The following is a 24,138-nucleotide window of genomic DNA, read 5'->3' as shown; positions in this document are numbered from 1 at the left end:
CCCCTTTTTGTTCCTCCCCCCCCCCACCGCCGGGGGGGTGGCCGCCCCCCCCCCCCCCGCGGCGCCCCCCGGCCGCTGCGGTCAACTGGTTGCTACGTCGGCGCGAGAAATGTCGGACTCGGGTTCGTTTCGGGCAGGTGCGACGAATACCGTTGTCGCCAAGGCGATTACGAGCAGACCGGCGCACAGGTAGCTCGATATCTCGATGCCTGCCGCCATGGCCGCGCGGGCGGCCTCCGCGAGGGGGAGGGTTCGGGGGTTCTCAGCGAGGGTGGGGATTATCGAGCCCGCGCTGTCGGTGACGGTCGAGGAGAGGTGGGCGGCCTCGGATTCGGGCAGGCCTGTGTCGGTGAGGCGGTGGTGGAGGTCGGTACCGAGGGTGCTGAAGTAGAGGGTGGTGAGCACAGCTATCCCCAGGGCTGAGCCGAGTTTTCGTGCGGCACTTTGGATTCCCGAGCCTTGGCCCGCGCTGTCGGCCGGGACGTCGGCGAGCACTACGTTGGTGACCTGGGCGGTGGCGAAGCCGACACCGATGCCGTAGACGAACAGGGCCGCCGCAATCGCCCACCAGCTGGTGTCCGCGGCGGCGAACAGGCCGAGCAGGGCCAGGCCCGCCGCTTCCAGCAGCAAGCCGATCCGGACCTGCCCCAGGGCCGAAACCGATGCTGTCAGTGAGAAACTCGCGCCGCTGGCGACGAAACTACCGATCGCCAGTGGCACCAGCGCGAGGCCGGCCTGCAGCGCGGTGTAATCGAGGGCGAACTGCAACCACAGCGGCAGGACCGCGATGATGCCGAATTCGCCGAGGCCGACGATCAACGTCACCACGTTGCCCTTGCGGAACGAATCGATCGAGAACAGCCGCACATCGACCAACGGTTCGCCGCCGGCGCGACCGAGCATCGCCTGCCTGCGCCAGAACAACACCAGTACGACAACAGCACCGATGAACGCCATCAGAACCGGCGAAGGTCCACTGCGCCACACGAATTCCCCGATCGCCAACGGCTGCGTGACCATCAACCACCCGTAGTGCCGACCCTCGATCATGGCGAACGCGAGCAGACCCAGACCCAGTGCCGACAGCGCCGCGCCGAGCCAGTCGACGCGGCCCACATTCTTCGGCGCGGAGGGAAGATAGATCAGCACCGCCGCCATGATCACCGCGACCGCCGGGATGTTGATCCCGAAGGCCCACCGCCACGAGAAGTCGGCCAGCCACCCGCCCAGCAACGGGCCCACCGCCGCGGCCGCGCCGATCGTTGATCCCCAGATCGCGAACGCCTGCCCGCGCGCCTTTCCGGTGAACGCGGCGTTCACCAGCGCCAGCGACGTCGGCAGGATCATCGCCCCGCCCACACCCTGCAGGAAACGGGCCACGATCAGCAGGCCACCGCTGGGCGCCATGGCGGCGAGCAGGCTGGTGGCGCCGAACACGACCAACCCGATCAGAAATAGTTTGCGCGCGCCGTACAGGTCACTGAGCCTGCCCGCCAACAGCAGCAGCGCCGCGAACACGATCGCGTAGGACTCCTGGATCCATTGGGCCTGAATCGACGTAATGCCCAGGTCATCCACGATCGGCGCGAGGATCACGTTCACGATCGTCAGGTCGACCACGATCAGCGCCACGCCCAGCGAGACAGCGATCAGCCCCAACCACAACCGCAACCGCAGCGGTGGAGTCTCGATTTCGTTCGACACATTACCTCCGTCATCAAGTTACTTTATGATGAAGGTAGATGCGGGACGGTAGGTTGTCAATCGGCGACGAACGAGAGGACGGCATGGCGAAGCAGACATCCGACGATGTCGCGGTCCAGCGGCAACGCCTGGCCGCCGGGCTCATCGACTACGGCGCGAGCTTCACCGAATTGGGCCGCCGGTTCGCGGAAACACTCGGCGTGCACTCCACCGACGCGTTCGCGCTGATGGAGATCGCCGCCGCGGAACAGGCGGGCGCACCGCTGTCCCCCGCGCTGCTGAGCAAGCGGATCACGCTGACTTCGGGCGCGATGACCACCCTGCTCAACCGGCTCGAGCAGGCCGGCTACATCATCCGCAGCCGCGAGCACACCGATCGCCGCGTGGTGACGTTGCGCTGCAGCGAGAATGCCGCGCGGCAGGCCGACGAGTTCTTCCGTCCGATCAATGCCGCGCAGGACGCGATCCTGGCCGACTACACACCGGCCCAACTGGCACAGTTCCAGACGTTGCTGGGTCGGCTGCGGTCATCGATGGACGGCCCGACCGCCTGAGTCGGAATCGCTGTCCTTTCAAGGATGTTCGCGCGCTTGTCGACCCGCCGGGCCGGTCGGTGTTACGTGCTAGTTTCGAGTGGTCGGCACCCTTCGTGCCGCGATGATTCGACAGGGGAAATCTGTATGGGTGTCAGTTTGTCCAAGGGTGGCAACGTCTCGCTGACCAAGGCGGCGCCGAATCTCACCGCGGTCGCCGTAGGCCTGGGCTGGGACCTGCGGACCACCACCGGAACCGACTTCGATCTCGATGCCAGCGCCATCGGCCTGGGCCCGGACAAGAAGGTCGCCTCCGACAAGCACTTCGTGTTCTTCAACAACCTGAAGTCGCCCGAAGGCGCGATCGAGCACGCCGGTGACAACAAGACCGGTGAGGGCGACGGTGACGACGAGGTCATCAACGTCGACCTGGCCGCCACCCCGCCCACGGTCGAGTCCATCGTGTTCCCGGTCTCGATCTACGACGGTGTGACCCGCAGCCAGTCGTTCGGCCAGGTCCGCAACGCCTACATCCGCGTGACCGACCGCAGCAACGGCGAAGAGCTGGCCCGCTACGACCTGTCCGAGGACGCCTCCACCGAGACCGCGATGGTCTTCGGCGAGCTGTACCGCAACGGCGCCGAGTGGAAGTTCCGCGCCATCGGCCAGGGTTACGCCTCGGGCCTGGAAGGCATCGCCCGCGATTTCGGCGTCAACCTCTGACAAGCCTTTCGTGAGGCGATCCCGCGCGTGCGGGCTCGCCTCACGATGAGCGCGGTTCGCATCCCCCAGTTCATTCGACGGCTACCGAACGGCTACCCGACTCCCCAACGATCGCCCGGTCCCCATCGGCGGGGACGAGATCGTCGGCTAGGAGTTGAGTGTGGCTGGAATGAGACAGTGGCGTCTGGGTGCGGCTATCGCGACGGTGGCAGTACTGGCCGTCGCCTGCGGATCCGACGATCCGACCGGGCCCGCCGCGGCGCCGGGCTGGGAGCGCGACGCCGCCACCAGCTACCACCGGTTGGCCACGTACCCGATCTTCCAGAACCGGCCCGCCGACGCCGCCGCGGACGACAAGACCTCCGCCGAGATCTCCGCGGTCACCGCCGACGGCAAGACGCTGATCTACACCGATGCCGGCGGCAAGCGCATCGGATTCCTCGACCTCAGTGACCCGAAGAACCCCAAGGGTGCGGGCACCTTGTCGCTGGCGCAGCTGGGCCACGCCGACGACCAGCCCACCTCGGTAGCCGTTGTGGGAGAACATGTTCTGGTAGTCGTGGACAGCAGCGGCGGTAACTTCGCCGCACCGTCCGGACGCCTGGATGTGGTGCGGATCAGCGATCGCACGAAGGTGCACAGCATCGATCTCGGCGGTCAGCCGGACTCGATCGCGATCAGCAAAGACGGCAAGCACGCCGCCGTCGCGATGGAGAACCAGCGCGACGAGAAGTTCGCCCCGGCCGGCGGCAAGGAGGGCGATCTGCCGCAGCCGCCGACCGGTTTCGTGCAGCTGCTCGATCTGTCCGGCGCCCCGCAGCAGTGGGCCGCCAAGCAACTGCGCATCGACGAGGCCGCCGCGCGCGCTGCCGGTCTGACGGCGCCCGAGGATCTCGAGCCGGAGTACGTCACGTTCAACTCCCGCGGCGAGGTCGCCCTCACCCTGCAGGAGAACAACGGCATCGCCATCATCGACGCCGCCACCGGCACCGTGCGCAAGATCTTCTCGGCGGGCAAGGTCGCGCTGGACGGCGTCGATACCAAGAAGGACGGTCTGATCGACCAGACCGGCAAGCTGGAAGCGCAGCCGCGCGAACCCGACACCATCGGCTGGATCGGCGACGATCACGTGGTCACCGCCAACGAAGGCGACTGGAAGGGCGGCACGCGCGGCTGGACCATCTTCGACGCGAAGACCGGCGAGGTGGTCTGGGACGCGGGCAACTCCTTCGAACAGCTCGCGACGCGGGTGGGCCTGTTCAACGATGGTCGCGCGGGCAAGAAGGGCACCGAGCCCGAAGGTCTCGCGGTCACCGAACTCAACGGCAAGCCGGTGGTGCTCGTCGGCTCAGAGCGCAGCAATTTCGTTGCGGCATACGATGTTTCGGATGTGAAGGCACCGGTGTTCCGCCAGGTGCTCGCGACCGGTGTGGGCCCCGAGGGCATTCTGCCGATCCCCTCGCGCAACCTGCTCGCGGTCTCGTCCGAAGAGGACTCCGCGGAAAGCTTTGTGCGCGGCACGGTCTCGATGTTCGGCTTCGGTGCCGATTTCGCCGGGTCGGAAACGCCGCAGTTCCCGTCGGTGGTGTCCGCTGATATCGCCGGTGCGCCGATCGGCTGGGGTGCACTGGGTGCGCTGAGCGCAGACCCGGCCGCCGCCGACCGGCTGTTCACCGCGTCCGATATCGCCTACGGCCCGTCGCGCATCCTGAGCATGGACGTGTCGGTCACGCCCGCGTTGATCGACAAGCAGATCCCGGTGACCGAAGGCGGCAAGCCCGTCACTTTCGACATCGAAGGCCTGGCCGCTCGCAAGGACGGCGGCTTCTACCTCGCCGTCGAGGGCAAGGAAGGCCCGGGCAACGAGCTGGTGCGCGTGGCCGGTGACGGTGCGGTGCAGCAGCGGATCGCGCTGCCCGCCGAGATCACCGCCGGGCTGGGCAAGCAGGGTCTGGAAGGTGTCGCGGTCCAGGGGTCCGGTGCCGACGAGACCGTGTGGGTCGCGGTGCAGCGCGAAGTGAAGGGCGACCCGAAGGGTGTCGCGCGGATCGGCAAGTTCGTGCCCGCCACCGGCGAATGGCAGTGGTACGGCTACCAACTCGACTCCACCGACGTCAAGGGCGACTGGATTGGCCTGTCCGAGATCGTGGTCGACGGTGATTCGCTGCTGCTGCTCGAACGCGACAAGCTCAACGGTCCGGCCGCCGCGCTGAAATCCGTTACCCGCGTGCAGATCCCGACCACACCCGGCGTCACCGGCACGACCGCACCCGCGGTGCTGCCCAAGACCGAGGTCCGTGACCTGGTTCCCGCCCTGCGTGCCACCAACGGTTGGGTGCAGGAGAAGGTCGAAGGCCTGACCATCGCTGGCAACGGTGAGCTGTACGCCGTGACCGATAACGACGGTCTCGACGCCGCCACCGGCGAAACGGTGCTGCTGCGCCTGGGCAAACTGAACTGATCCAGCCGGGGAGGGACGGCGGCGTCCCTCCCCGGCGCATTCTTTACGGAATCCATAGAAGTCCCGGACGTGAACGCCGGTGATCAGCTGATTGTTTCGGGCCGCATCGAGGAAGTAGAACGCTTCGCCGAGCTGACCTGAGAGCACGGCACTGACAGGTGTGAAACCTCCCGTGACGAAGTCGGGAGGCGGTGGGTCGGGTTTGCGGTGGGTGAGCTGGTAAGGCATCTTTACAGGTAGGTGCGCCGGGAAGTCTGGTCGGCAACCCCGACTCGAGCTCCGTCGAGTGGGGTTCGATTGGTGACGGGTAACCACTCTTGCTCTTGATGCGCAGCTCAGGCTCTCTCGACCGACTGTTTCCGGCGGTGGTCCGATGACACCGCCGTCGAAGACACGTCGCACGGTCCTCACTCGCGGCAGCTGGCCCGAAACCCAACGGCTCACCTCGGTGCTGCGGCGCGAAACCGTGGGTGGTGTGCTGCTGATCATCGCGGCGATCATCGCGCTGATCTGGGCGAACACGCCGTGGTCGGGTGCGTATGAGGCGCTGCGTGACTTCCCTATCGGGCCTGCCTCGCTGCATCTGAATCTGTCGTTGAGCGAGTGGGCGGCCGATGGGTTGCTGGCGATCTTCTTCTTCGTGGTGGGTCTGGAACTCAAACGGGAATTCGTGGCCGGTGACCTGCGTGATCCGCGGCGGGCCGCGCTGCCGGTGGTCGCCGCAATCGGTGGCATGGTGTGCCCGGCGGTGATCTATGTGCTGATCAACCGGGGCGGCGCGGTGGACGGCTGGGCTATCCCCACCGCTACCGATATCGCGTTCGCGCTGGCCGTGCTGGCGGTGATCAACACCCACCTGCCCGCCGCGCTGCGCACATTCCTGCTCACCCTGGCCGTCGTGGACGATCTGCTCGCGGTCACCGTGATCGCGATCTTCTACACCAGCAAGTTGGACCTGCCGTTCCTGGCCGCGGCGGTCGTTCCCATCGCCCTGTTCGCGCTCGCTGTGCAACGCCGGATCAGATCACCCTGGCTGCTGGTGCCGCTCGCGCTGGTCGCGTGGTGGCTGGTGCATCTGTCGGGCGTGCACGCCACGGTCGCGGGTGTGCTGCTCGGCTTCACCGTCCCGGTCCTGGCCAAGCACGGCGAACCCGACGAGCACGGGCCCGCCGAACGTTTCGAACACGCGATCCGGCCACTGTCGACCGGCTTCGCGGTGCCGGTCTTCGCGTTCTTCGCCGCGGGTGTCACCGTCGGCGGACTCACCGGGCTCACCGATTCCCTGGGCGACAAGGTGACCCTCGGCATCATCACGGGCCTGGTCGCGGGCAAGCTGATCGGCATCACCGCCACGACCTATCTCACCGCGAAACTCACACGCGCGGAACTGGATTCGGAACTGTCTTGGATCGATGTCGCGGGGGTGGCCCTGCTGGGCGGCATCGGGTTCACCGTGTCGCTGCTGGTGGGCGAACTCGCCTTCGCCGGAGACCACACCAGCGCCGATCACGTCCGCATCGGCGTGCTGTTCGGCACCGTGACCGCGGCGACCCTGGCCACCATCGTGCTGCGCGCCCGCAACCGGGTCTACCGGGCATTGGACGAAGCCGAAGCGCGCGACGACGACGGCGACGGCATCCCCGACGTGTACCAACACCCGCGCTGATGCGGCGCACCACCCTCGACCGCTCGACGAGGAGCACTGCATGACCCCAGCGGAATCGCTGCGCCATGTCACCATGGGCTGAACCCGAACGTCACCTCAGCTGAGCTGTCGACCACCTCGGTCGTTTCGGGTCACCGTTATGAGGTTCGGCGCACCGGCGGCGGCGTCCACGTTCCGTTCAGGGCCTCGGCGTCGGGCGCGTAGAGGCGCAACGTGATGCCAAGGGGGCCGGTGGGCGCGGGCAGCCAGTTCGCTACCCGATCGGGGCCCGGGTTCGTGTGCGAGATGTAGATGTCCAGCGATCCGTCGGCGTTGTAGTTCAGCGGATCTCGGTCGCCCAGCGCGTAGCGGTCCAGTTCGTTGGCGATCTGGAAGCCTTCGAGGTCGTACATCGTGACCGACCAGAACGCCGCGGCAGGCGGCAGCTTCCCGGCATCGAAGTGCAGCACGTAGTCGTTGTCGCCCACCAGCGGGTTGCCCGCCGCGTCACGGACCAGCAGCGGGTAGATCGCGTCCTCGGCGGGGTTGGCGCCCAGGCCGAGCAAAGTGATCGCCGACCTGCGGAAGTAGTCGTTGCCGTAGACACCGATGGTGTACAGGATGCTCATCCAACCGTCGACGGGCGGGATCATCGTGGTGCGCGCGGCGAGCAGATCCGCACGCGCGGCACGCACGCCCGCCTCGATCTCGGCCAGCTCGGCGGCGGAGAACCGCGTCGCGTCGAAGTCCTGACCTGCGACGATACCGAGCAACGCGATACGGGCCAGGATCGAGAAGTCGGTGCGGTGCGGGGGAATCGTCCGCAAGACGGTGGCCGCGTGGCCGAAGAACTGCGTCGCGGACATCTCGTTGACCTTGCGCAGCGGTTCGATCTCGCCGACCAGAGCCGGATCGGGGACAAAGGGTGGGCGGTCGCCGAGCTCGATGATCCGCAGACCGGATTGGAACTCGTTGACCGACGCGTAGTCGTCGGGGCCGTTCGCCTGGGTTCGCCCGATCACCCACACGATCGGGGTCGGCGCCTGAATCACCGCGATGCCGGCGGGTAACTGCCCGCGATAGTCCGGCCCGACCACGACATAATCCTGCGCCTCGGTACCGGTGGTTCGCTTCCCCGGACTGGCGAACGCGTCGGTCCAGGCGTCGAGCATGGGCATCATGTAATACCGGCCGTGACTGTCCGGAATATGAATCTGGACCGGACCGTGAGTGAGGTCCAGCCACGCCGACGAGTACAACGTGTCGAAATTCGGGCGTACGACCCCGCGGAAATCGACATCCGGCAATTCGCGCATGTGATGAAACCGGTTCGGCGGCCCGAAACCCGGCGTGGACCCGGCCGGGGAGTTCGTCTGCTGCTGGCGGGTCACATCCATGGTCACCAACGAGTACAAGTAGACATACGCCTCGTAGCTCAAGGTTTGCAGATCACTGGACAACACACTCATCGCGCCTCCGTCTCAGATCACGGCCCCGATGGGTGGCCGCGTCCATTGTCGGTGCCGGGGCCGCGTGAAACCTCACCCACAGCGGATGAATTTGCCCGAGACCGAGGATTTGGTTGCGGCGACCATGATCGGATAGAACTTGCTTTGCTGTCATCAGTACAGCAAACGTTCAGCACGCCAACGGAATACGGCGTGTACAGGTGGATAGGAAAATCATGCGTCGGACTACCGGCAAATTGTGCCGTCAGGCTCTCATCGCGGCATTGCCCCTGGCGGTCGCTGTGACCTTCGCGGGCGCAGGGACGGCTTCTGCCGACGTCGCGGGCATTGCCCCGCAGCAGGCCCCGGTCATCCAGATGGTCGCGGCCTCGCAGGAACTGGTTCCGGTCCAGCAGGAGACGGCTCCGGTCGTCGAGCTGTGGGCCGCGGCGGTCGCCGAACAGCCCATCACCCCGGCCGCCACTCCGGTCGCGGCGGATCTCGAGGACATCGCCACGAATCCGAACGCGGCCAACCCCAATCCGATGGCCAACGGCGCGGCCGCGGGTGCGGTCGTCGGAGCGGTGATCGGCGCGACCATCTGCGCCCTCACCATCGTCGGCATCCCCCTCATCCCGCTGTGCGCCCTCGGCCCCGCCCTGCAGGGCGCACTGATCGGCATGCTCGTGGGCGCGGTCGCCCCGGACGTCGTCCCGCAGGTCCTTCCCTGATCCTGGGAATCGACTGCACCATCGCTATGCGCGGGAACTGGTCACCACAGTGATCTCCGCTGACGCATAACGCCGCAGAAAACGGTCCGGGTCTGAAATCGAGACCCGGACCGAGTCGTTCGGTACCCCCGCACCAGGAACCGAGCTGCCTGCGTTCAGAATTTGCCGGTGTGGTGTTCGATGCGGTGGCCGAGTCGGGCGGTGAATTCGGTGATGAATTCGTCGGTGAGAGGTGGCCAACCCCAGAAGTCGAAGGCGAGGGCGCCCAGGGCGAAGCCGTCGTCCCATTGCCAGGTGGTGATCGGGCTGTTCGTGGTGCAGGAGGTGCAGGGGGCGGAGCCTTCGCCGGAGTCTCGCCAGGAGTCGATCGCGTCCGAAAAGGGTTGCCACACTGCGGGATCGGCTTCCCAGGCTTGCGGGTAGTCGATGATCACGGTCGTTGCCGCGCACTGCGGGCAGGTGGCGCCCGCTGGTTCGATGCCGCCCTGGCCGGAGTAATGCGCGTTGCGCCCGACGACGACCGCCACCGGCCCGCAGATCCAATCGTCGCCCCAGTGGTTGGTGATCTCCGCCCAAGCCGGGCCCGGGAGATACCCCTCGTCGACCTGGAGGCTGTACATCGCGTCGCCCGAGGTTTCCCGAAGGAGCCACCCGCGCGACACCATCCAGTCGACCATTCGCTGCGCCAACGCGCCCGCGTCCACGTCAGGTACCTCGAGATCGACAATCCGTTCGAAGAAATCACCCACACCCGCATACTGCCATCGGCACCGACGTCGGTGACGGCGCGCAGGTCACTTCGGGGCCGCTATTCAACATGTATTCAACGAAACGGCAGGCCATCGCCGCTAGGGCTCTGACCTCGCGCCTGGCCCTACCGAACCCGTTGCGCAAGATTGGCCCACGTAAGCGTGTGAGGCGGATCTCGCCTCACACGCTCGCCCGTCTATCGAGAGCGGTTCGCTCGGACAGGATCATGGCTGTCGGTAAAGCGCAGGATCCGTGGGATCACCTGGTCTGGATTTGCCCACAACAGATCGTGTCCGATACCGGGATAGATCTGAACCTCAGCCTGCGGGATATGGTTGCGGGCGCGAGCCGCTCCGAGCTCTGGATCGCTGACGACGGTCTCGGCGCCGAAGAGCACCAGGGTCGGGACGGTGATGGCCGCAAGCTGATCATCGGTGAACGGACGGTCCCACGGCGTCGCCATACGGAACTTCATAGTCGCCATTGCGCCCGCGAACTCCTCATCGGTGGGCTCGTAACCAGGCATCAACCACTTGGTGAACTTCCGCATCTTCTCGGGAGTCGGGCGCATGCCCGCCATGATGAACTTGAAAAGCAGACTCCAACGCGGTTTGGCGAATGTTGCCGCGCTCGGTTCGAACAAGGTCAGGCTCGCCAAACGCTCGGAGCGGTACACCCCGGTCGCACCGGCCAGCCAGGAGCCCAGGGAATTTCCGACCAGATGGACACGATCCTCGCCGAGGCCGACGATCACCTCGCCCATCCACTTCGCGATATCTTCCGCGTCGCGCAATGGTGCTGTCTGCACACACTTCCCGGCCCACCCCATAACGTCGGGGGTGTATACGACGTGGTCTCGTGCCAGATCCTTGATGAACCGCGACCACACGAGGCCGTTGCCGCCGATACCTGGCAGCAGCATGATCGGCGCGCCTTCCCCCTTCCCGGATTTGCGTACACGTGTCGTCCCGAACGACGTTTCGACGTCGACAGTGGTCGATGGCACCGGCCATTTCGCCGACATGGCGTCGTAGACGCTCAGAAAGGTCGCCTTCGCTTCCTCACTGGTGAATCGCCCGATCTTCGGCATCGTGTTCCCTCCCTTTCATCGTTTTACGGTATGACCGTACCGCATTAACCGGTATAAGCGTACCCCTTAAGACGGTATGGGTATACCGTCTAGGCTGATGCGTCCACGATGACCAACAACAGCGAGGTGACCGCGCTAATGCCACGACTGGTAGACCATGAACTGCGGCGACGGGAGATCACCGATGCTGTGCGGCGCGTGATCGTCGCCGGTGGACTTGACGCGGTGACCTTTCAGACCGTCGCCGCTGAATCCGGATTCTCAGTGCGGGTCGTGCAGTACTACTTCGGCACCAAGAGGGACTTTCTGCTGGCGACCCATCGCTCGGTGATGGAAGACGCCGGCGCTCGGTTCACGAAGCGATGGACCGCACTCGGCGCGGAAGCCACGCCCCGTGAAACCGTCCGAGCGGTGTTGACCGAACTACTCCCCCTCGATGACCAGCGCCGCGCGGAAACCATCGTGCTCGGAGCGTTCGCCTGGGCAGCGATCTGCGGCCAGGGCATCACCGCCGAAGAAACCTTCGCTGCACCCCGGGCTTTGATTGCGATCGTCGCCGAGCAACTCCGGCGGGACCAGGCCCACGATGTGTCGGCGTCCTGCGAACCTGAGCGCGACGCGGAGCTCATCGCGATGGCAACCGGCGGCCTCGCCCATGGAATGCTCCAAGGTTTCGGCACCGCACAGACCGCGATCGGACTCCTGGACCGCCTTCTCGACCTCACCTTCGGTGTCGAGGGTGACCGAGCGGAAGCGACCCACCACTGATCGCAGGATCTGAGCGATGCGGGTCTGCTAACGCGCTAGCCTCCGAGTAACCGCGGCAGCCAACTCCGGGCCGACCGGAAGCGTGCGCGCGAACACCTCACCGGCCGCCTGTAGATCTTTGCCGTGTCCGAACATCTTCGTCAGCCTGCGACGTAGAAAGTTCCGACGCTCGGCGTCTGGAAACCGCCGAGGCCCGGCAGGGTGGCCGTGACCACTATCTGGCCCGGTCCGGTGATGATTTCGGCGCGACCGGCTGACCTGTCGGTGATCGTTCCCGAGGCACCGGTGGACAGGTTCTGCCAGGTGTAGACGTACCCGTGGCCCGCCGGTGTCGGATAGATCGCGCCGTGTCCGTGCGACACCGTTGGCTGCACCAGCGCGGCCCCGTTGGCGGGGTTGGCAGCAACGATCAGCCCGGGTACCTGTAACCGCGTTTCCGCCGGGTACGAAGGCTGCGCTGCCGCCGCACCGGCCGCCGCGATGGCGACGAACAACGCAGCAAACCCCACCAGAGCCGACGTTCCGACTGTTCGACGCACCTGCGCTCACCTCATCTGTAGTTCGGATACTCCGCGGGTACATCCAAACCACACAGCCGACCGTTACAGATACAGCAACTCTATGGCTACAAGGATTTGAACGCGACGGACAGTCGCGCATTCCCGCCTGCTGAGTGACTGCCGGTCGACCGGCAGCCAGCCGCCCCGATCCGGACGGCTCGGGGCGGCGATCCATCGATCCGGGGTCGTATCCGCGTGCCCCCCGCGTGCCCCTAACCGCGGTATCAGGCGGTAAATCAGGGCGAAAGTCGCACAGAAAACCGGCCAGTCGTCCAACTGTGATAGAAACAAAAAACACCCCCTGACCTGCGAAGGTCAGGGGGTGTAATGTGGTCCCAGCTGGTTTCGAACCAGCGACCTTCCGCGTGTGAGGCGGACGCTCTCCCGCTGAGCTATGGGACCGAACTTTGTGTCGGGCGGGTTTTGATGGCCGCTCGAACGAGATGGAACATTAGCATGAGGCACCGGTAAGACACCAAATCGGCTGGTGAACCTATGGTTCGGGGCCCTCGACACTCAGGCCGACCACGCCTTCAGTCGGTCGGCAATCTCAGTGACATCGACGACGCCCGTGGCGACCTCGTTCATCAATATCTCCTGCTCGGTCGGCATGGGCCGCAGTCGCACGCCGTTGATTCGGAGCATCATCGCGGCAGCGAGGAAGGCAGTGCGCTTGTTGCCATCAACCAATGCGTGGTTGCGGGCGATCGAATGGAGCAGCGCGGCAGCCTTCATGTGCAAGGTCGGATAGGCGTCTTGGCCGAACACTGTCGCCTGCGGTCGATGCGCCGCCGACGCCAACAACCCATAGTCGCCGACCGACGCGTCGGTGCCGTTCACAGCTGCAGCGATGGTGAGAAGTTCAGAGATGTCGAGGTAGGCGACTGTCACTTGAGCCGCTCCATCAGGTCAGCATGGAGTGTCATCTCCTCACTGAGCATCGCCGCGAACACGTCTGAGCGGCGGGTGAGATACACGTGAATCGCCTCCTGCGCCAGGTCTTGTTTACTGCGACCCTCGCGAGCAGCTTGGGCGGTCAACGCGTTGTCGTCGTCATCGTTGAGCCTCAAGGTCATTGCCATACTGATGATGGTATCAGGTAGGTATCACCGCCGAACGCCCTCGACGACCCGAACAACACCGGAGTAATTCACATTTAGGGCCATCTACCAGGCGATTTGTAGTCTGTGGCGAACGTCGGCTAATGTTCTCATCGCACCGCAGAGAGCAGCGAAGCCGAGAGGCCGAGCCGCTCCCCTCAGTGTGAAGTAAATGCGGATGTGGCGCAGTGGTAGCGCATCACCTTGCCAAGGTGAGGGTCGCGAGTTCGAATCTCGTCATCCGCTCGAGAGGTAGGTAAGGCACTAGCCCCATCCTCCTTTGTACGGTGGAGTGGCCGAGTGGTGAGGCAACGGCCTGCAAAGCCGTGCACACGGGTTCGATTCCCGTCTCCACCTCGCGCGATTAGCTCAGCGGGAGAGCGCTTCCCTGACACGGAAGAGGTCACTGGTTCAATCCCAGTATCGCGCACCACCGTACTACGAGTCAGGCCCCCTTTCGAGGGGGCCTGACTTGTTTGCGTTGCCGATCTGGGCGGTGTTTGTAACCCAGATCACTGTCTGCACGGTTCGACGGTGCGCTCCCCTAGTATCGGCACACGGCGTCGCCGGGCCGGCGCGGAACCGGCGGTAGGGAGAGGTAACCAGTGAGGCAGATCCTGTTGGCGGCGGGGATCGCGCTGGTTGTCACCATCACGCTGACGCCGGTGTTGATTCGAGTGTTCGCGCGTCGCGGGTTCGGGCAGGAGATCCGGATCGACGGGCCCGCCAGCCACCACGCCAAACGCGGAACACCGACCATGGGTGGGTTGGCGATCGGGGCGGGGGTATGGGCCGGGTATCTGGGGTCGCATCTGATCGGGTTGCTGTGGGGCGCACCGGGACCCAGCGCGTCGGGAGTGCTGGTGTTGTTGCTGGCCTCGGCGTTGGGGATGGTGGGGTTTCTCGACGATTCGATCAAACTGCGCAAGCACCGCAACCTCGGGCTGACCGCCGCGGGCAAGTACATCGGGCAGATCGGCGCCGCGGTGGTGTTCGCGGTGCTGGTGCTGCGGTTCCCCGGCGCCACCGGGCTCACGCCTGCCAGCCGCAACCTGTCGTACGTGCGCGACATCAGCACCATCACGTTCGCGTCGCTGTTCTTCGTGGTGTTCATCGTGTTGCTGGTGGTGGCCTGGTCGAACGCGGTCAACATCACCGACGGGCTGGACGGGCTGGCGGCGGGATCGATGAGCCTGACACTGGGCGCCTACGTGGTGATCACGCTGTGGCAGTACGACAACTCCTGCGAGATCAGCCCCGGACGCGGCTGCTACACCGTGCGCGACCCCAGCGACCTGGCCATGGTCAGCGCGGCCGGGGCGGCGGCCTGTATCGGGTTCCTGTGGTGGAACGCGGCGCCGGCCAAGATCTTCATGGGCGACACCGGATCGCTGGGTCTGGGCGGCCTGCTGGCGGGCCTGTCGATCACCAGCCGCACCGAACTCCTCGCGGTGGTGATCGGGGCGCTGTTCGTCGCGGAGATCATGTCCGTGGTGCTGCAGATCGTGGTCTTCCGCACCACCCACACGCGACTGTTCCGGATGGCGCCGTTCCACCACCACTTCGAACTGAACAACTGGCCCGAGACCGCGGTGATCATCCGATTCTGGGTGCTGGCGGGGATCGCGTCGGCCACGGGGCTGTGCCTGTTCTACGGCGAGTACGTCGCCTCGCTCTAGTTGTCGGAACCTGCCGATACGCTGACCGCATCAGCGAGGGAGGTCGCCACGGTGAGTGCCGAGATCGTCAAGGAGCCGGGTCACGATATCGCCGGTGATGTCAGCTTCGAGCTGGAAGAGCTCGACGAGCTGGTCGGCGAACTGTTGACCGAGCACGCCGAACGCGCGGCCCGTGATGCGCGGATCGTGGGATTGCGGCTGGGGATCGGCGGGCAGCGGCCGGAAACGCTGACCCGGATCGGTGCGCGGTACGACCTGGCACGGGATCGGGTGCGGCAGCTGTATACGAAGGCTGTCGGGCGGATCGTGCGCGAAGCCGATCGCACCGGACACCGGTGCACGACCGTGTTCGCGCACCGCTACCCCCTGGACGCGGGCGATCTGCGGCTGGTGCGGATGCTGCTGGCGGAAACCTATGCCACCGATACCGACCTGGTGGCGATGGAGTGGTCCTATCTGAAGCTGCGACTGGCCGGGCACGAGCAAGGCGATGCCCGGCGCGTGGCAGGGTATGTGATGCAGCGAATCCTGGGGTGGCAGAAGAAGACCGCGAGCATCCTGGCCAAACTGCACGTGCCCGACGACGGCATCGAAGCGCTGCCCCTGGACGACGTGCAGTGGTTCGACGGACCCGTGGCCGCGTTGCCCACCGAGTCCGCGCGCGTGGCCGACGGCGACGATGACGGGCGCGCGCGGTTCTACCTGGCCAAGGCCGGTCGCGACGTGGCCTACGACTCCGCGCTGGTGGCCCGATTACTGCGCACCCTGGACGCCGACCCGGCGGTGGCGGCGTTCCAGGAGGAGCCGACCGCGCTCACCTACCAGTTCAGCGGCGAGGATCGGGTGCACTATCCGGCCGTGGCGGCGCAGCTCACCGATGGCCGGACCGTGCTCATCGACGTGGTTCCACTGGGTCGGATCGCGTTCCACCACAACCGGATTCAGAGCGAACTCGGCCGCGCCTACGCTCACGAACACGGCTGGGGCTGGCTCGTGTGGACGGGCAGCGCACTGGGTGCCGGTCGGCTCGAGGCCAGGTCGGTCGACGCTTCGCTCGAGCAACGACTCACCACCGACCTGGAACAAGGCCCGTACGACCGGCAGTCACTGGCCGCGGTCGCCACGGAAACCGGTCTGGACCTGCTCGACCTGAGCGGACTCGTGCTGCGCAACGACTGGCAGTGGGATCGAATGCCGATGCGGCTCAGCGCATCACGATCGCGCCGACCATCACCGTGAGCACCAACAGCATCGCGCAGCACACCAACCACTGATACTGATTCAGGGTGCGGTCCATCCGACGCAGGGTCGCGCGCAGACCCGCGGCGATCCGCTGCTGGGCCATGATTTCGCTGCGCAACCCTGCCAGGGTGATCGCTTCGGCGTCGGCGTTGGCCCCGGCCCGGTCGATGCGGTTGTGCAGGCGGCCGACCAGGCGCTGCTTGTCGCGCACGGCCTGGCGCGACACCGCCAGCTCCACACGTTGGTCGCGCAGTTCGGTGCGCTGATGCTCGATCATCGCGGCCTGCGCCGCGGTGTGCCGTTCCCAGGTGCCCACTTCGGCCCACCCTCCTGTCGTGAGATCCGCGTGCCCCCAATGGATTCGGCCGTTCACCCAGCCGTCGAGGAAGTCGCGCAGTTCGGTGCTGTCCTGCGTCGGGGCGGCGAAACCGGTCGGGCCCGCGGCGAGCATGCCCTGGTCGATCCGGTAATCCGCGGCCGAAGGGGCGAAATCGGCGATGCCGACCGCGGGCACCAGCGGCACCCAGAAACCCTGCGGGCAGATCCACAGCACATCGTCGATTCCGGCCGCCTGCAAGCGTTTCCGGTGTTCGCGGGCCGCGGTGATGTCCAGCGGACCGCTGCGGACCTCGACCACGCAGCGCCGGTCGCCGCGACGCCAGTAGAGGTCGACGGGAATATCGTCGATCCGGGCGTCGACCTGCGCCTCGTCGGCGCCCGCCGCGGTGAGCCTGCCGCAGATCCAGTGTTCCAGCCGCTGCGTATTCCACTGTGTCGCCGCGCATTCGGGGCAACCACAGCCGTACCCGGTGCGCTCGGTGACCGCGCGCCGACCCCCCTCGGAAATTCCGAGTTCGTCGAGCAGCGCCCGCCGTCCGCACGCCACCTGCGTGTCGCTGCGCCGCTTCGTCCTCACACCATCACTCCCTCACCATGGGACCCGTCGTGCGCTCACGCTCACGTCCTGGACATCAGGTTCCCGCAGGCACCGACACGGCGCCAGCCCCCTTGACCCGCGTTCGGGTGCGTCACCAACCGGTGATCGAGATCACAAACGCGACTCTGCTTGTATATCAAGCCATTTCACTGTGCCGACGTCGCACGATCACCCTGATATCTTGATCATTTCGATACACAGACCGGGCCAGTTGCCTGTCCGTTTCATCCTGATTACGAATCGGTTCGGCGCGTCGCGGAGACGGTCGCCACATCACGTGCTGTTGCCCCGGTGGATATGATCGCTGCGGCCGAGGCGGGCACGCTCGGGCGACCACGGGAAGTAGGGTGTGCATGAACCACGCTGAGCACGACGAATCCATCGGGTCGATGCTGGCCGGTATCGCCACGGCGCTGCGCGAAGTCAGCGACAAACTCGATATCGTCGCCGCGCGGGTGCAACAGGACGTGCCCACCTTCCCCTCGGACGAGGATCTGCCCGACAAGACCCGGATCCACCGGCTGGAATCCTGGGCATTCCATGCGTCACAGGACATTTCACGCCTGAGCTCCCGGCTGGACGCGCTCGACGGGGGTGACAGCGACCCGGCGCGGCCGGTGCGGGGCACGCGCAGCCGTCGCGAGGTCCGGGAAGCCGCGGAGGCGGCCGAACGTGCCGCCGACGGGTTCGATGACGCCGAACCCTTACTGCCGCAGCAGGATCGCGATGCGCAGGGTTTACGGCCGCCGCTCGAACGGCGGCACTCCCCCGCCAAACCGAGCACCGATCACCTCGGTGACCCCACCGCACTGGGCGCTACGCCGATGGCACGGGGCGTGACCGAGGGGGGGTCGCCGTTCGGGCAGCCGATTCCGATGGACACCGAATCGTTGATCGCGGTGGGGCGCAACGGGAATGGGCTGTCGACGGCGGGTCATCGTCCGGCGCGGCTCGGCGGGGGTGCGACGGTCGATGATGAGGTGGGGTCGGCGCCGGGGCGCACGGTGTCGAACGGGACCGGGTCGACCGATGGAGATGCGGCGAGAGGTTCGGTACGCACTGGGACCGCCGCGAACGGGACCGGGTCGAAGAACGAGGCGGCGGTCGGCACGGTCCGCACCGGGACGGCGTCGAACGAGGCAGTGTCGCGCCTGGCGGGCGACATCGCGACGCCGCGCAACGTTACTGCGGTGCCCGCGGTGATCGGGACGGTGGTTCCTGCGCCCGAGGTAGATCGGGCTGCCGATAGCAGGCCGCTCGAGGTCGATCGGGCTGCCGATAGCAGGAAGGCGGAAGGCGATACTTCGCTCCCCGGCAGCGTTGACGTTGCTGCGCACGTCGCGACCGCGCTGACCGGGGGCCGTGCGGTCGACTCGCCAGCCGAGACCGCGCTGACCAGTGATGCCGGCGTCTCGCTGCCGGTTGAAGAGCAGACTGCCACGGCTGCGCAGCCGACTGTGAATGCCGATGTCGGTATCGAGCGGGCTCGACCGGTCAAGAAACCGGCGGTGAGTTCGCCCGATCTAGTGCTTGATGTGCCGCTGCCGGAAGGGTTGTCCAACAACGGGAATGGTGCGGCGCGGCTCGCGGTGACCGACATCGCCCATGCCGAGAGTGGGCGTCTGCCGTCTGCGCCGATGACGGTGCGGCCGTCGGAACCACCTGCGGGATCAACGACCGGCGATCGCTCCGAGGAAGAGTCGAAAGCTGAGGCCGCCAACGGATTCGGGCAATTCCCCCACACGGCACCGAAGAACACCCTGTCCAACGGAACTCCCGCCCGACCGAACACGACTGGCGAAACTCCCGCCCGTCTGAGCACGTCCGACGACGTTTCCCCCACGGGCACCACCAGCAACGGGATCCGCTGGTCGTTCTCCGATGACACGGCGACCACCTCCCCGCCGCAGGATCGAAACGGTCTAGCCCGCAACGGTTTCACCACCGATTCCGCGCGCCGATCGGACACCCTGTTCGGAGACTTCACCCCGCGCGAACGACTGACCACCGGCTCCGAGGATTCCGCTCCCGCCGTGTCCGTCGCGCCCGCCCGTCTGACCCCTCCGTCGAACCCAGCTCCGGTGGATCCGACCAGCTCCGATCTCTCGGACGGCGTCGGCATACGAGCCGACCACAACGGCACAGCCCTCACCGACAACACGGCTGTCACTCACGACGCACCGCTCACCAACAACGCGGCGCGAACGACCTACGCACCGCTCACCACCAACACGTCGCCCGGCAATCACGATCGCCCGGCCGCGGGCTTCGATCCCCCGACCCTCGACCTGCCGGTTGGCCGTGACCTGTCGAAGAACCCCCCGCGCAGCCCTGAACCCCCAGTCGCCGACCCGGCCCCACCCACCGCCACCGACGCCGCCGGAATCACCGTGACCGGTACCTACCGCGCCTTCGACATCGAACGCGCCCACGTGGACAAGCTGCAGGCCATGCTCGACGAGCTGAAGCGCTCGGCGGGACTACCGCCGGGGCGTCGCGACGTGTTCGGACCACCGACGCCGGAACGCGGCTAGGGCCGCGCCCTCGACAGGCGAACTCAGGCGGGCGTAGCCAGCTGAACGAGGCCGGGGTCCACGTCGGGTTTCGGTGGTTCGCGCAAAACCACCCCGATCAGGTCGCGCAGGGCCGCGTGGCCTGTGTCGGCGGTGTTGCGGGGATGCCAGGCCATCGCGACGACGGGCGCGGGTAGTGGCAGTGGGATCTCGAATATTGCCAGGCCGAGTGCTTCGCGGGCGGATTCTGAGAGCAGTTCCGGTGCGGGACAGACTAATTCGGTGGAGGCGAGAGTGAGTAGCGCCGTGGGCAGGTCGGGGACGGTGGCGACTACTCGGCGGGTGCGGCCGTGGAGGGCGAGGCGGTCGTCGATGGGGCTGTGGGTGCGGCCGGTGGGGGAAACTTCCAGGTGGCGGGCCGAGGCGTAGGCGGCGACGGTGGGGCGGGTGGTGGCGAAGGGGTGGTCGGGGGCGGCTACGCCGATCCAGCGGTCGGCGAACAGGCGTTTGACCACGGTTTCGGGGTCGGTCTTGCCGATCATGCCGACTTCCACGTCTACTCGGCCGTCACGTAGGGCGACCGCACCGTCGGCGGGATCGGCGGCCAGCAGCCGCACCGTCACCCCTGGCAATTGCGCGTGGACCGCGGCCAGCAGCGGACCGGACAGTCGTGCACCCACCGAATCACCCACGCGGACAACGAAATCGCGGTATCGGCCGGTGCCGTTGCCTTCGCGCGCGGTGAGCAGCGACCGGCCCTGGTCGACCAGGCTCGCCACGTCGTGGCGCAACGCGAGCGCGCGCGGTGTGGGCACCATCTGCCTGCCCGAGCGCACCAGCAGCGGGTCACCCAGTACCTCGCGTAACCGGGTGAGGGTGCGGCTCATCGCCGAGGTCGAGGTGTGCAGTCGCCGGGCCGCCTCGGTCACGCTGTTGGTGTCCAGCAGCGCGTCGAGAGCGAGCAGTAGGTTCAGATCCAGCGCGTCCACGCGAGGATTATGACCAACACACCGATCGCCGCCAAGCGAGGCCGACGGCGATCCGGCGTGTCGGCTATCGGTCCGCTACGACGGCAGCGGCCGGGGCGACCGGAGCCGCCACCGCGTGATTGCGCAGCACCCCGCGGTACGAGGTGGGTCGCAGGGGCCGCACCCACTGCGCCAGCCGCGACGTCAACGGCAACGGTGTGCCGAGGTCGTCGAGCATCTCGTCGACATTGGCCAGCGAGAACGGGATCACCGACGCACCGTGGGCGTGCTTGCCGCCGCTGCGTTCGCGCGACCACGACAGTCGCTCGTCGATCTCGGTGTCCATCAGTTCGGGCATCGGCGGCACGAACTTGCCCGTGAGCAGACCGGCGATCCACTGCGCGCCCACCTCGGCGCTCAGCGCGCTGGCGGTGGAACTGTTGTAACCGGCGAAGCTCAGGTTCGGCACGTGGACCGGCAGGATGTGCCGGTACAGGCGGAAGTCACCCACCTCGTCGGTCAGCGCGCGCCGCACGAACGGTGTCAGGAACGGGACTTCCTGGCGGTATCCGGTGGCGCAGATGACCAGTTCGGCCAGCTTCAGGCTGCCGTCGGCCAACCGCACCGCGGGCCCGTGCTGCCCGCCGATGAGTTCGACGACCTCGGTGTCGCGGTGCACGGCGATCCGGCCCGCCTCGACCTGCTCGACGAAACCTTCGGTGGCCAGGGCCGCGCCCGCGGTGGCCATCTCCGAGATCGGACCGGTGGGTACCAGGTCGTGCTCGCGCAGCCGCAGTTTGCGCGTGACGCGTTCCTGCAGCAGGTCCATGTTCGACTGGCGAAACGCCAGACGCTCGAGCAGCCGTTCGGCCAGGCGCGGGAAGCGGGACGCGAAATGCGCCTCGCCCATGCGCGTGAGCAGCAGCCGCTCGTAGTCGACACCGAAGCCCAGCTTGCGCGGCATCTTCCAGGTGAGTCGGCGGGCCACCACGGTGGTCTCGTCGGCGATATGACTGACCGCCTCGGCGACATCACACGCGGACTTGCCGTAGCCCAGCACCACCACCGACCGGTCGCGCGCGTGTTCGACATCGTGGAATTGCGAGACGTGGCACAGCCGCCCGCCCGCGGCACGGAAGGCCGCGGCGCCGGGCAGGTCGGGCAGTACCGGGTCGCTGAACACACCGTTGGCCACGATCAGGTGATCGCAGGTGGCTCGGTGCACGCCGTCGCGGTCGCGGACCTCAAGCAACCAGCCGCTGTCGACCGGGTCGGCCGCCAACACCTCGGTGCCGAGGCGCAGGTGCGGGCCCAGACCGAACTGTTGCGCGTATCCGGCCAGGTAGGCCTGCATCTGCTGACCGTCGGGCCAGCGGGGGAAATCTTCGGGCATCGGGTGATCGCTGAAGGCGTACGTGGTCTTGCTGTTCTGCGCGCGCAGTCCGGGATACCGGCGGGTGGCACTCCACACACCGCCGACGTCAGGGGCGCGGTCGAAGACTTCGACCGGGAACCCCGCCTGGCTCAATACCTTCGCGCAGGCCAAACCTGCCACTCCCGCACCGACGATCCCGATGCGGCTACCGCTCGTCATGCGACGCAGACTACTCGGACATATGGCACCGGGGCTACCGACCGGAACTGGTAGGACCCACAACGCTGCGTGCTGTACTGGAAGCATGACCAACACTTCCGTTGTCGTGGATCGGGCCGGGCTGTGGGACGCCGAGGCCCTCAGCGACGTCGCCGCGGCGACCTTTCCGCTGGCCTGTCCGCCCGAGGTGACCCCGTCCGACATCGAGATCTTCCTCGAGCAGGTGCTGTCGGGCGAACGCTTCGGCGAGTATCTGTCCGATCCGGCCAGGACCGTGCTCAAGGCGGTCGAAGGTGACGAGATCGTCGGCTACGCCATGCTCATCGCGGGCAGGCCCGCCGACCCCGACATGGCCGCGCAGGTCAGCGCGGGCGAGGTGGTGGAGCTGAACAAGATGTATGTGCTGCCCGGCCATCACGGCAGCGGCGTCGCGGCGGCGTTGATGGCGGCCTCGGTCGACACCGCGCGGGCTTCGGGCGCGGGAACGGTGTGGTTGGGAGTCAACCAGGCCAACGAGCGGGCGCAGAAGTTCTACGGCAAGCACGGCTTCCGGCAGGTGGGCACCAAGACGTTCCTGGTCGGCAGCCAACTGCATTCCGATTTCGTGTTCGAACGCGCGCTGTAGAACTACTACGCGGCGGTCCCTGTTGTGGGACCGCCGCGAAAAGGCTTATGCCGCAGCGGCTTCGAAACGCGAGAGGGCCAGCAGGCGCGAGATGGCGCGCAGGTACTTCTTGCGGTAGCCGCCGTCCAGCATCTCCTGCGAGAAGATCTGGTCCAGCTTCACACCCGAGACCGTGACCGGGATGCTCGCGTCGTAGAGGCGGTCGGCCAGCACGACCACGCGCAGCGCGACGGCCTGGTCGGTGACGGTGTGCACGTCGGAGATGTACACCGACGCCACACCCTGGATCAGCGCACCGAACTTGGACGGGTGCAGGGTGCTCAGGTGCTTCAGCAGCACGTCGAACTCGTCGAGCGTGGAACCCGGGGTGGCCGCGGCACGTTCGACCAGCAGCTGCGACGAGGTGGGTTCCGGGGCGGGCGGCAGGTCGCGGTGCCGGTAGTCGGGGCCGTCCACGCGCACCGGATCGAAGATCGAACCGAGCTTCTTGATCTCGCGCAGGAAGTCCGAAGCCGCGAAACGGCCTTCGCCCAGCTGACCGGGCAGGGTGTTCGAGGTCGCCACGATGGAGACACCGCGCGCGGACAGCTCGGTGAGCAGGCGCGAGACCAGCATCGTGTCGCCGGGATCGTCGAGTTCGAACTCGTCGATGCACAGCACACTGTTGGCCGACAGACGCTCCACGGCGTTGTTGAAGCCCAGCGCGCCGACCAGGTTGGTGACCTCGCCGAACGTGCCGAACGACTTGGGCGCGGGCGAGCTGTGGAAGATCGAGGCGAGCAGGTGGGTCTTGCCCACACCGAAACCGCCGTCGAGATACAGGCCCGCGCCGGACACGGCCTTCTTCTTGCCGAACAAGCTCTTCTTCGACGCGGCCTTGTGGATTTTTCCCACCTGACCTGCGAAAGCCTCGGCCTTGGCGACCGCAGCGGCTTGGCTGGGCTCGTTGGGGTCGGGGATGTAGGAGGCGAAGCTGACCTCGTCGAACATGGGCGGGGGCACCATCTGCGCGACTAGTTGGTCGGCCGGGACCTCCGGATGGCGATCGACAAGGCGTTCTTGCATTC

21 protein-coding genes and 4 tRNA genes are annotated in these 24,138 nt (G+C 66.6%); 13 read left to right on the top strand and 12 right to left on the bottom strand.

Features of this window, described 5'->3' with window-relative positions; genetic code table 11:
* Positions 1 to 81 precede the first annotated feature (81 nt).
* Positions 82 to 1,704, bottom strand: coding sequence for a DHA2 family efflux MFS transporter permease subunit (locus tag ACFWU5_RS14845; RefSeq protein ID WP_379267525.1), 1,623 nt, complete (start codon positions 1,702 to 1,704; stop codon positions 82 to 84).
* A gap of 83 nt (positions 1,705 to 1,787) precedes the next feature.
* Between ACFWU5_RS14845 and ACFWU5_RS14840 the strand changes: the two genes are divergently transcribed.
* The 4 genes from ACFWU5_RS14840 (at position 1,788) to nhaA (ending at position 7,087) form a co-directional block, all read left to right on the top strand.
* Positions 1,788 to 2,258, top strand: a complete 471-nt coding sequence (locus tag ACFWU5_RS14840; RefSeq protein ID WP_379242344.1) for a MarR family winged helix-turn-helix transcriptional regulator — start codon at positions 1,788 to 1,790, stop codon at positions 2,256 to 2,258.
* A 126-nt stretch (positions 2,259 to 2,384) separates the two neighbouring features.
* On the top strand, positions 2,385 to 2,960 hold the full coding sequence (locus tag ACFWU5_RS14835; RefSeq protein ID WP_379267524.1) for a TerD family protein: 576 nt from the start codon (positions 2,385 to 2,387) through the stop codon (positions 2,958 to 2,960).
* 169 nt (positions 2,961 to 3,129) lie between these two features.
* Positions 3,130 to 5,421 (top strand): esterase-like activity of phytase family protein, encoded by a 2,292-nt coding sequence (locus ACFWU5_RS14830; protein WP_379267523.1) that lies wholly within the window; start codon positions 3,130 to 3,132, stop codon positions 5,419 to 5,421.
* 373 nt (positions 5,422 to 5,794) lie between these two features.
* Complete coding sequence (gene nhaA, locus ACFWU5_RS14825) at positions 5,795 to 7,087, top strand: Na+/H+ antiporter NhaA (RefSeq protein ID WP_379267522.1); 1,293 nt, start codon at positions 5,795 to 5,797, stop codon at positions 7,085 to 7,087.
* Positions 7,088 to 7,224: 137 nt separating this feature from the next.
* Here nhaA and ACFWU5_RS14820 read toward each other — a convergent pair whose 3' ends face one another.
* A complete protein-coding gene (locus ACFWU5_RS14820; RefSeq protein WP_379267521.1) occupies positions 7,225 to 8,535 on the bottom strand; it encodes a DUF1254 domain-containing protein in 1,311 nt (436 codons plus the stop codon).
* 215 nt (positions 8,536 to 8,750) lie between these two features.
* Here ACFWU5_RS14820 and ACFWU5_RS14815 point away from each other — a divergent pair, with 215 nt between their 5' ends.
* Positions 8,751 to 9,245 (top strand): hypothetical protein, encoded by a 495-nt coding sequence (locus ACFWU5_RS14815; RefSeq protein WP_379267520.1) that lies wholly within the window; start codon positions 8,751 to 8,753, stop codon positions 9,243 to 9,245.
* A 155-nt stretch (positions 9,246 to 9,400) separates the two neighbouring features.
* Here ACFWU5_RS14815 and ACFWU5_RS14810 read toward each other — a convergent pair whose 3' ends face one another.
* The gene (locus tag ACFWU5_RS14810) at positions 9,401 to 9,994 is read right to left on the bottom strand and encodes a hypothetical protein (protein ID WP_379267519.1); all 594 of its coding nucleotides are present in this window, start codon (positions 9,992 to 9,994) and stop codon (positions 9,401 to 9,403) included.
* 197 nt (positions 9,995 to 10,191) lie between these two features.
* Positions 10,192 to 11,085 carry an alpha/beta fold hydrolase gene (locus tag ACFWU5_RS14805; RefSeq protein ID WP_379267518.1) on the bottom strand — a complete coding sequence of 298 codons (894 nt, stop codon included), beginning with the start codon at positions 11,083 to 11,085 and terminating at the stop codon, positions 10,192 to 10,194.
* Positions 11,086 to 11,193: 108 nt separating this feature from the next.
* Here ACFWU5_RS14805 and ACFWU5_RS14800 point away from each other — a divergent pair, with 108 nt between their 5' ends.
* Positions 11,194 to 11,853 (top strand): TetR/AcrR family transcriptional regulator, encoded by a 660-nt coding sequence (locus ACFWU5_RS14800; RefSeq protein WP_379267517.1) that lies wholly within the window; start codon positions 11,194 to 11,196, stop codon positions 11,851 to 11,853.
* Between the two features lie 140 nt (positions 11,854 to 11,993).
* Here ACFWU5_RS14800 and ACFWU5_RS14795 read toward each other — a convergent pair whose 3' ends face one another.
* The 4 genes from ACFWU5_RS14795 to ACFWU5_RS14780 form a co-directional block, all read right to left on the bottom strand.
* A complete protein-coding gene (locus ACFWU5_RS14795) occupies positions 11,994 to 12,392 on the bottom strand; it encodes a hypothetical protein (protein ID WP_379267516.1) in 399 nt (132 codons plus the stop codon).
* Positions 12,393 to 12,743: 351 nt separating this feature from the next.
* Positions 12,744 to 12,815: transfer RNA gene (locus ACFWU5_RS14790), tRNA-Val, on the bottom strand.
* 114 nt (positions 12,816 to 12,929) lie between these two features.
* Positions 12,930 to 13,304: a type II toxin-antitoxin system death-on-curing family toxin gene (locus ACFWU5_RS14785; protein ID WP_379242362.1), complete on the bottom strand. Its 375-nt coding sequence runs from the start codon at positions 13,302 to 13,304 to the stop codon at positions 12,930 to 12,932.
* The gene (locus ACFWU5_RS14780; protein WP_379242364.1) at positions 13,301 to 13,495 is read right to left on the bottom strand and encodes a hypothetical protein; all 195 of its coding nucleotides are present in this window, start codon (positions 13,493 to 13,495) and stop codon (positions 13,301 to 13,303) included. Before ACFWU5_RS14780 ends, ACFWU5_RS14785 begins: the two co-directional genes overlap by 4 nt.
* A gap of 192 nt (positions 13,496 to 13,687) precedes the next feature.
* On the opposite strand from ACFWU5_RS14780, the gene ACFWU5_RS14775 reads away from it, so the two are divergent.
* The 5 genes from ACFWU5_RS14775 to ACFWU5_RS14755 all read left to right on the top strand — a co-directional run bounded on the left by ACFWU5_RS14775 (position 13,688) and on the right by ACFWU5_RS14755 (position 16,431).
* Positions 13,688 to 13,759 (top strand) — tRNA-Gly (locus ACFWU5_RS14775).
* 40 nt (positions 13,760 to 13,799) lie between these two features.
* Positions 13,800 to 13,870: transfer RNA gene (locus ACFWU5_RS14770), tRNA-Cys, on the top strand.
* Between the two features lies 1 nt (position 13,871).
* Positions 13,872 to 13,946 (top strand) — tRNA-Val (locus ACFWU5_RS14765).
* A gap of 172 nt (positions 13,947 to 14,118) precedes the next feature.
* Positions 14,119 to 15,192 (top strand): phospho-N-acetylmuramoyl-pentapeptide-transferase, encoded by a 1,074-nt coding sequence (gene mraY / locus ACFWU5_RS14760; protein ID WP_379242366.1) that lies wholly within the window; start codon positions 14,119 to 14,121, stop codon positions 15,190 to 15,192.
* A gap of 51 nt (positions 15,193 to 15,243) precedes the next feature.
* Positions 15,244 to 16,431: a hypothetical protein gene (locus ACFWU5_RS14755; protein ID WP_379267515.1), complete on the top strand. Its 1,188-nt coding sequence runs from the start codon at positions 15,244 to 15,246 to the stop codon at positions 16,429 to 16,431.
* Here the strand turns inward: ACFWU5_RS14755 and ACFWU5_RS14750 are convergent.
* Positions 16,397 to 17,350 carry a hypothetical protein gene (locus ACFWU5_RS14750; protein WP_379267514.1) on the bottom strand — a complete coding sequence of 318 codons (954 nt, stop codon included), beginning with the start codon at positions 17,348 to 17,350 and terminating at the stop codon, positions 16,397 to 16,399. The two genes, ACFWU5_RS14755 and ACFWU5_RS14750, sit on opposite strands and share 35 nt — an antisense overlap.
* A gap of 374 nt (positions 17,351 to 17,724) precedes the next feature.
* Here ACFWU5_RS14750 and ACFWU5_RS14745 point away from each other — a divergent pair, with 374 nt between their 5' ends.
* Positions 17,725 to 19,905 (top strand): hypothetical protein, encoded by a 2,181-nt coding sequence (locus tag ACFWU5_RS14745; protein ID WP_379267513.1) that lies wholly within the window; start codon positions 17,725 to 17,727, stop codon positions 19,903 to 19,905.
* Between the two features lie 23 nt (positions 19,906 to 19,928).
* On the opposite strand, the gene ACFWU5_RS14740 is transcribed toward ACFWU5_RS14745, so the two are convergent.
* Complete coding sequence (locus ACFWU5_RS14740; RefSeq protein ID WP_379267512.1) at positions 19,929 to 20,873, bottom strand: LysR family transcriptional regulator; 945 nt, start codon at positions 20,871 to 20,873, stop codon at positions 19,929 to 19,931.
* Positions 20,874 to 20,937: 64 nt separating this feature from the next.
* Positions 20,938 to 22,446 (bottom strand): flavin-containing monooxygenase, encoded by a 1,509-nt coding sequence (locus ACFWU5_RS14735; protein WP_379267511.1) that lies wholly within the window; start codon positions 22,444 to 22,446, stop codon positions 20,938 to 20,940.
* A gap of 85 nt (positions 22,447 to 22,531) precedes the next feature.
* On the opposite strand from ACFWU5_RS14735, the gene ACFWU5_RS14730 reads away from it, so the two are divergent.
* Complete coding sequence (locus tag ACFWU5_RS14730) at positions 22,532 to 23,071, top strand: GNAT family N-acetyltransferase (protein ID WP_379267510.1); 540 nt, start codon at positions 22,532 to 22,534, stop codon at positions 23,069 to 23,071.
* A 45-nt stretch (positions 23,072 to 23,116) separates the two neighbouring features.
* Here the strand turns inward: ACFWU5_RS14730 and zapE are convergent, their stop codons facing one another.
* Positions 23,117 to 24,136, bottom strand: coding sequence for a cell division protein ZapE (gene zapE / locus ACFWU5_RS14725; RefSeq protein ID WP_379267509.1), 1,020 nt, complete (start codon positions 24,134 to 24,136; stop codon positions 23,117 to 23,119).
* Positions 24,137 to 24,138: the final 2 nt, after the last annotated feature.

The organism is Nocardia sp. NPDC058640 (genome assembly GCF_042716995.1).
Classification (GTDB): domain Bacteria; phylum Actinomycetota; class Actinomycetes; order Mycobacteriales; family Mycobacteriaceae; genus Nocardia.
The sequence above is the reverse complement of the archived record's forward strand: the minus strand, read 5'-3'. Positions and strand labels throughout refer to the sequence as shown.

Coding starts and splice junctions, on each gene's coding strand:
- ACFWU5_RS14800 (WP_379267517.1), top strand. CDS start 11,194: ATGACCAACAACAGCGAGGTGACCGCGCTAATGCCACGACTGGTAGAC.
- nhaA (WP_379267522.1), top strand. CDS start 5,795: ATGACACCGCCGTCGAAGACACGTCGCACGGTCCTCACTCGCGGCAGC.
- ACFWU5_RS14745 (WP_379267513.1), top strand. CDS start 17,725: ATGAACCACGCTGAGCACGACGAATCCATCGGGTCGATGCTGGCCGGT.
- ACFWU5_RS14835 (WP_379267524.1), top strand. CDS start 2,385: ATGGGTGTCAGTTTGTCCAAGGGTGGCAACGTCTCGCTGACCAAGGCG.
- ACFWU5_RS14780 (WP_379242364.1), bottom strand. CDS start 13,495: ATGGCAATGACCTTGAGGCTCAACGATGACGACGACAACGCGTTGACC.
- ACFWU5_RS14820 (WP_379267521.1), bottom strand. CDS start 8,535: ATGAGTGTGTTGTCCAGTGATCTGCAAACCTTGAGCTACGAGGCGTAT.
- zapE (WP_379267509.1), bottom strand. CDS start 24,136: ATGCAAGAACGCCTTGTCGATCGCCATCCGGAGGTCCCGGCCGACCAA.
- ACFWU5_RS14815 (WP_379267520.1), top strand. CDS start 8,751: ATGCGTCGGACTACCGGCAAATTGTGCCGTCAGGCTCTCATCGCGGCA.
- ACFWU5_RS14830 (WP_379267523.1), top strand. CDS start 3,130: ATGAGACAGTGGCGTCTGGGTGCGGCTATCGCGACGGTGGCAGTACTG.
- ACFWU5_RS14735 (WP_379267511.1), bottom strand. CDS start 22,446: ATGACGAGCGGTAGCCGCATCGGGATCGTCGGTGCGGGAGTGGCAGGT.
- ACFWU5_RS14805 (WP_379267518.1), bottom strand. CDS start 11,085: ATGCCGAAGATCGGGCGATTCACCAGTGAGGAAGCGAAGGCGACCTTT.
- ACFWU5_RS14730 (WP_379267510.1), top strand. CDS start 22,532: ATGACCAACACTTCCGTTGTCGTGGATCGGGCCGGGCTGTGGGACGCC.
- ACFWU5_RS14840 (WP_379242344.1), top strand. CDS start 1,788: ATGGCGAAGCAGACATCCGACGATGTCGCGGTCCAGCGGCAACGCCTG.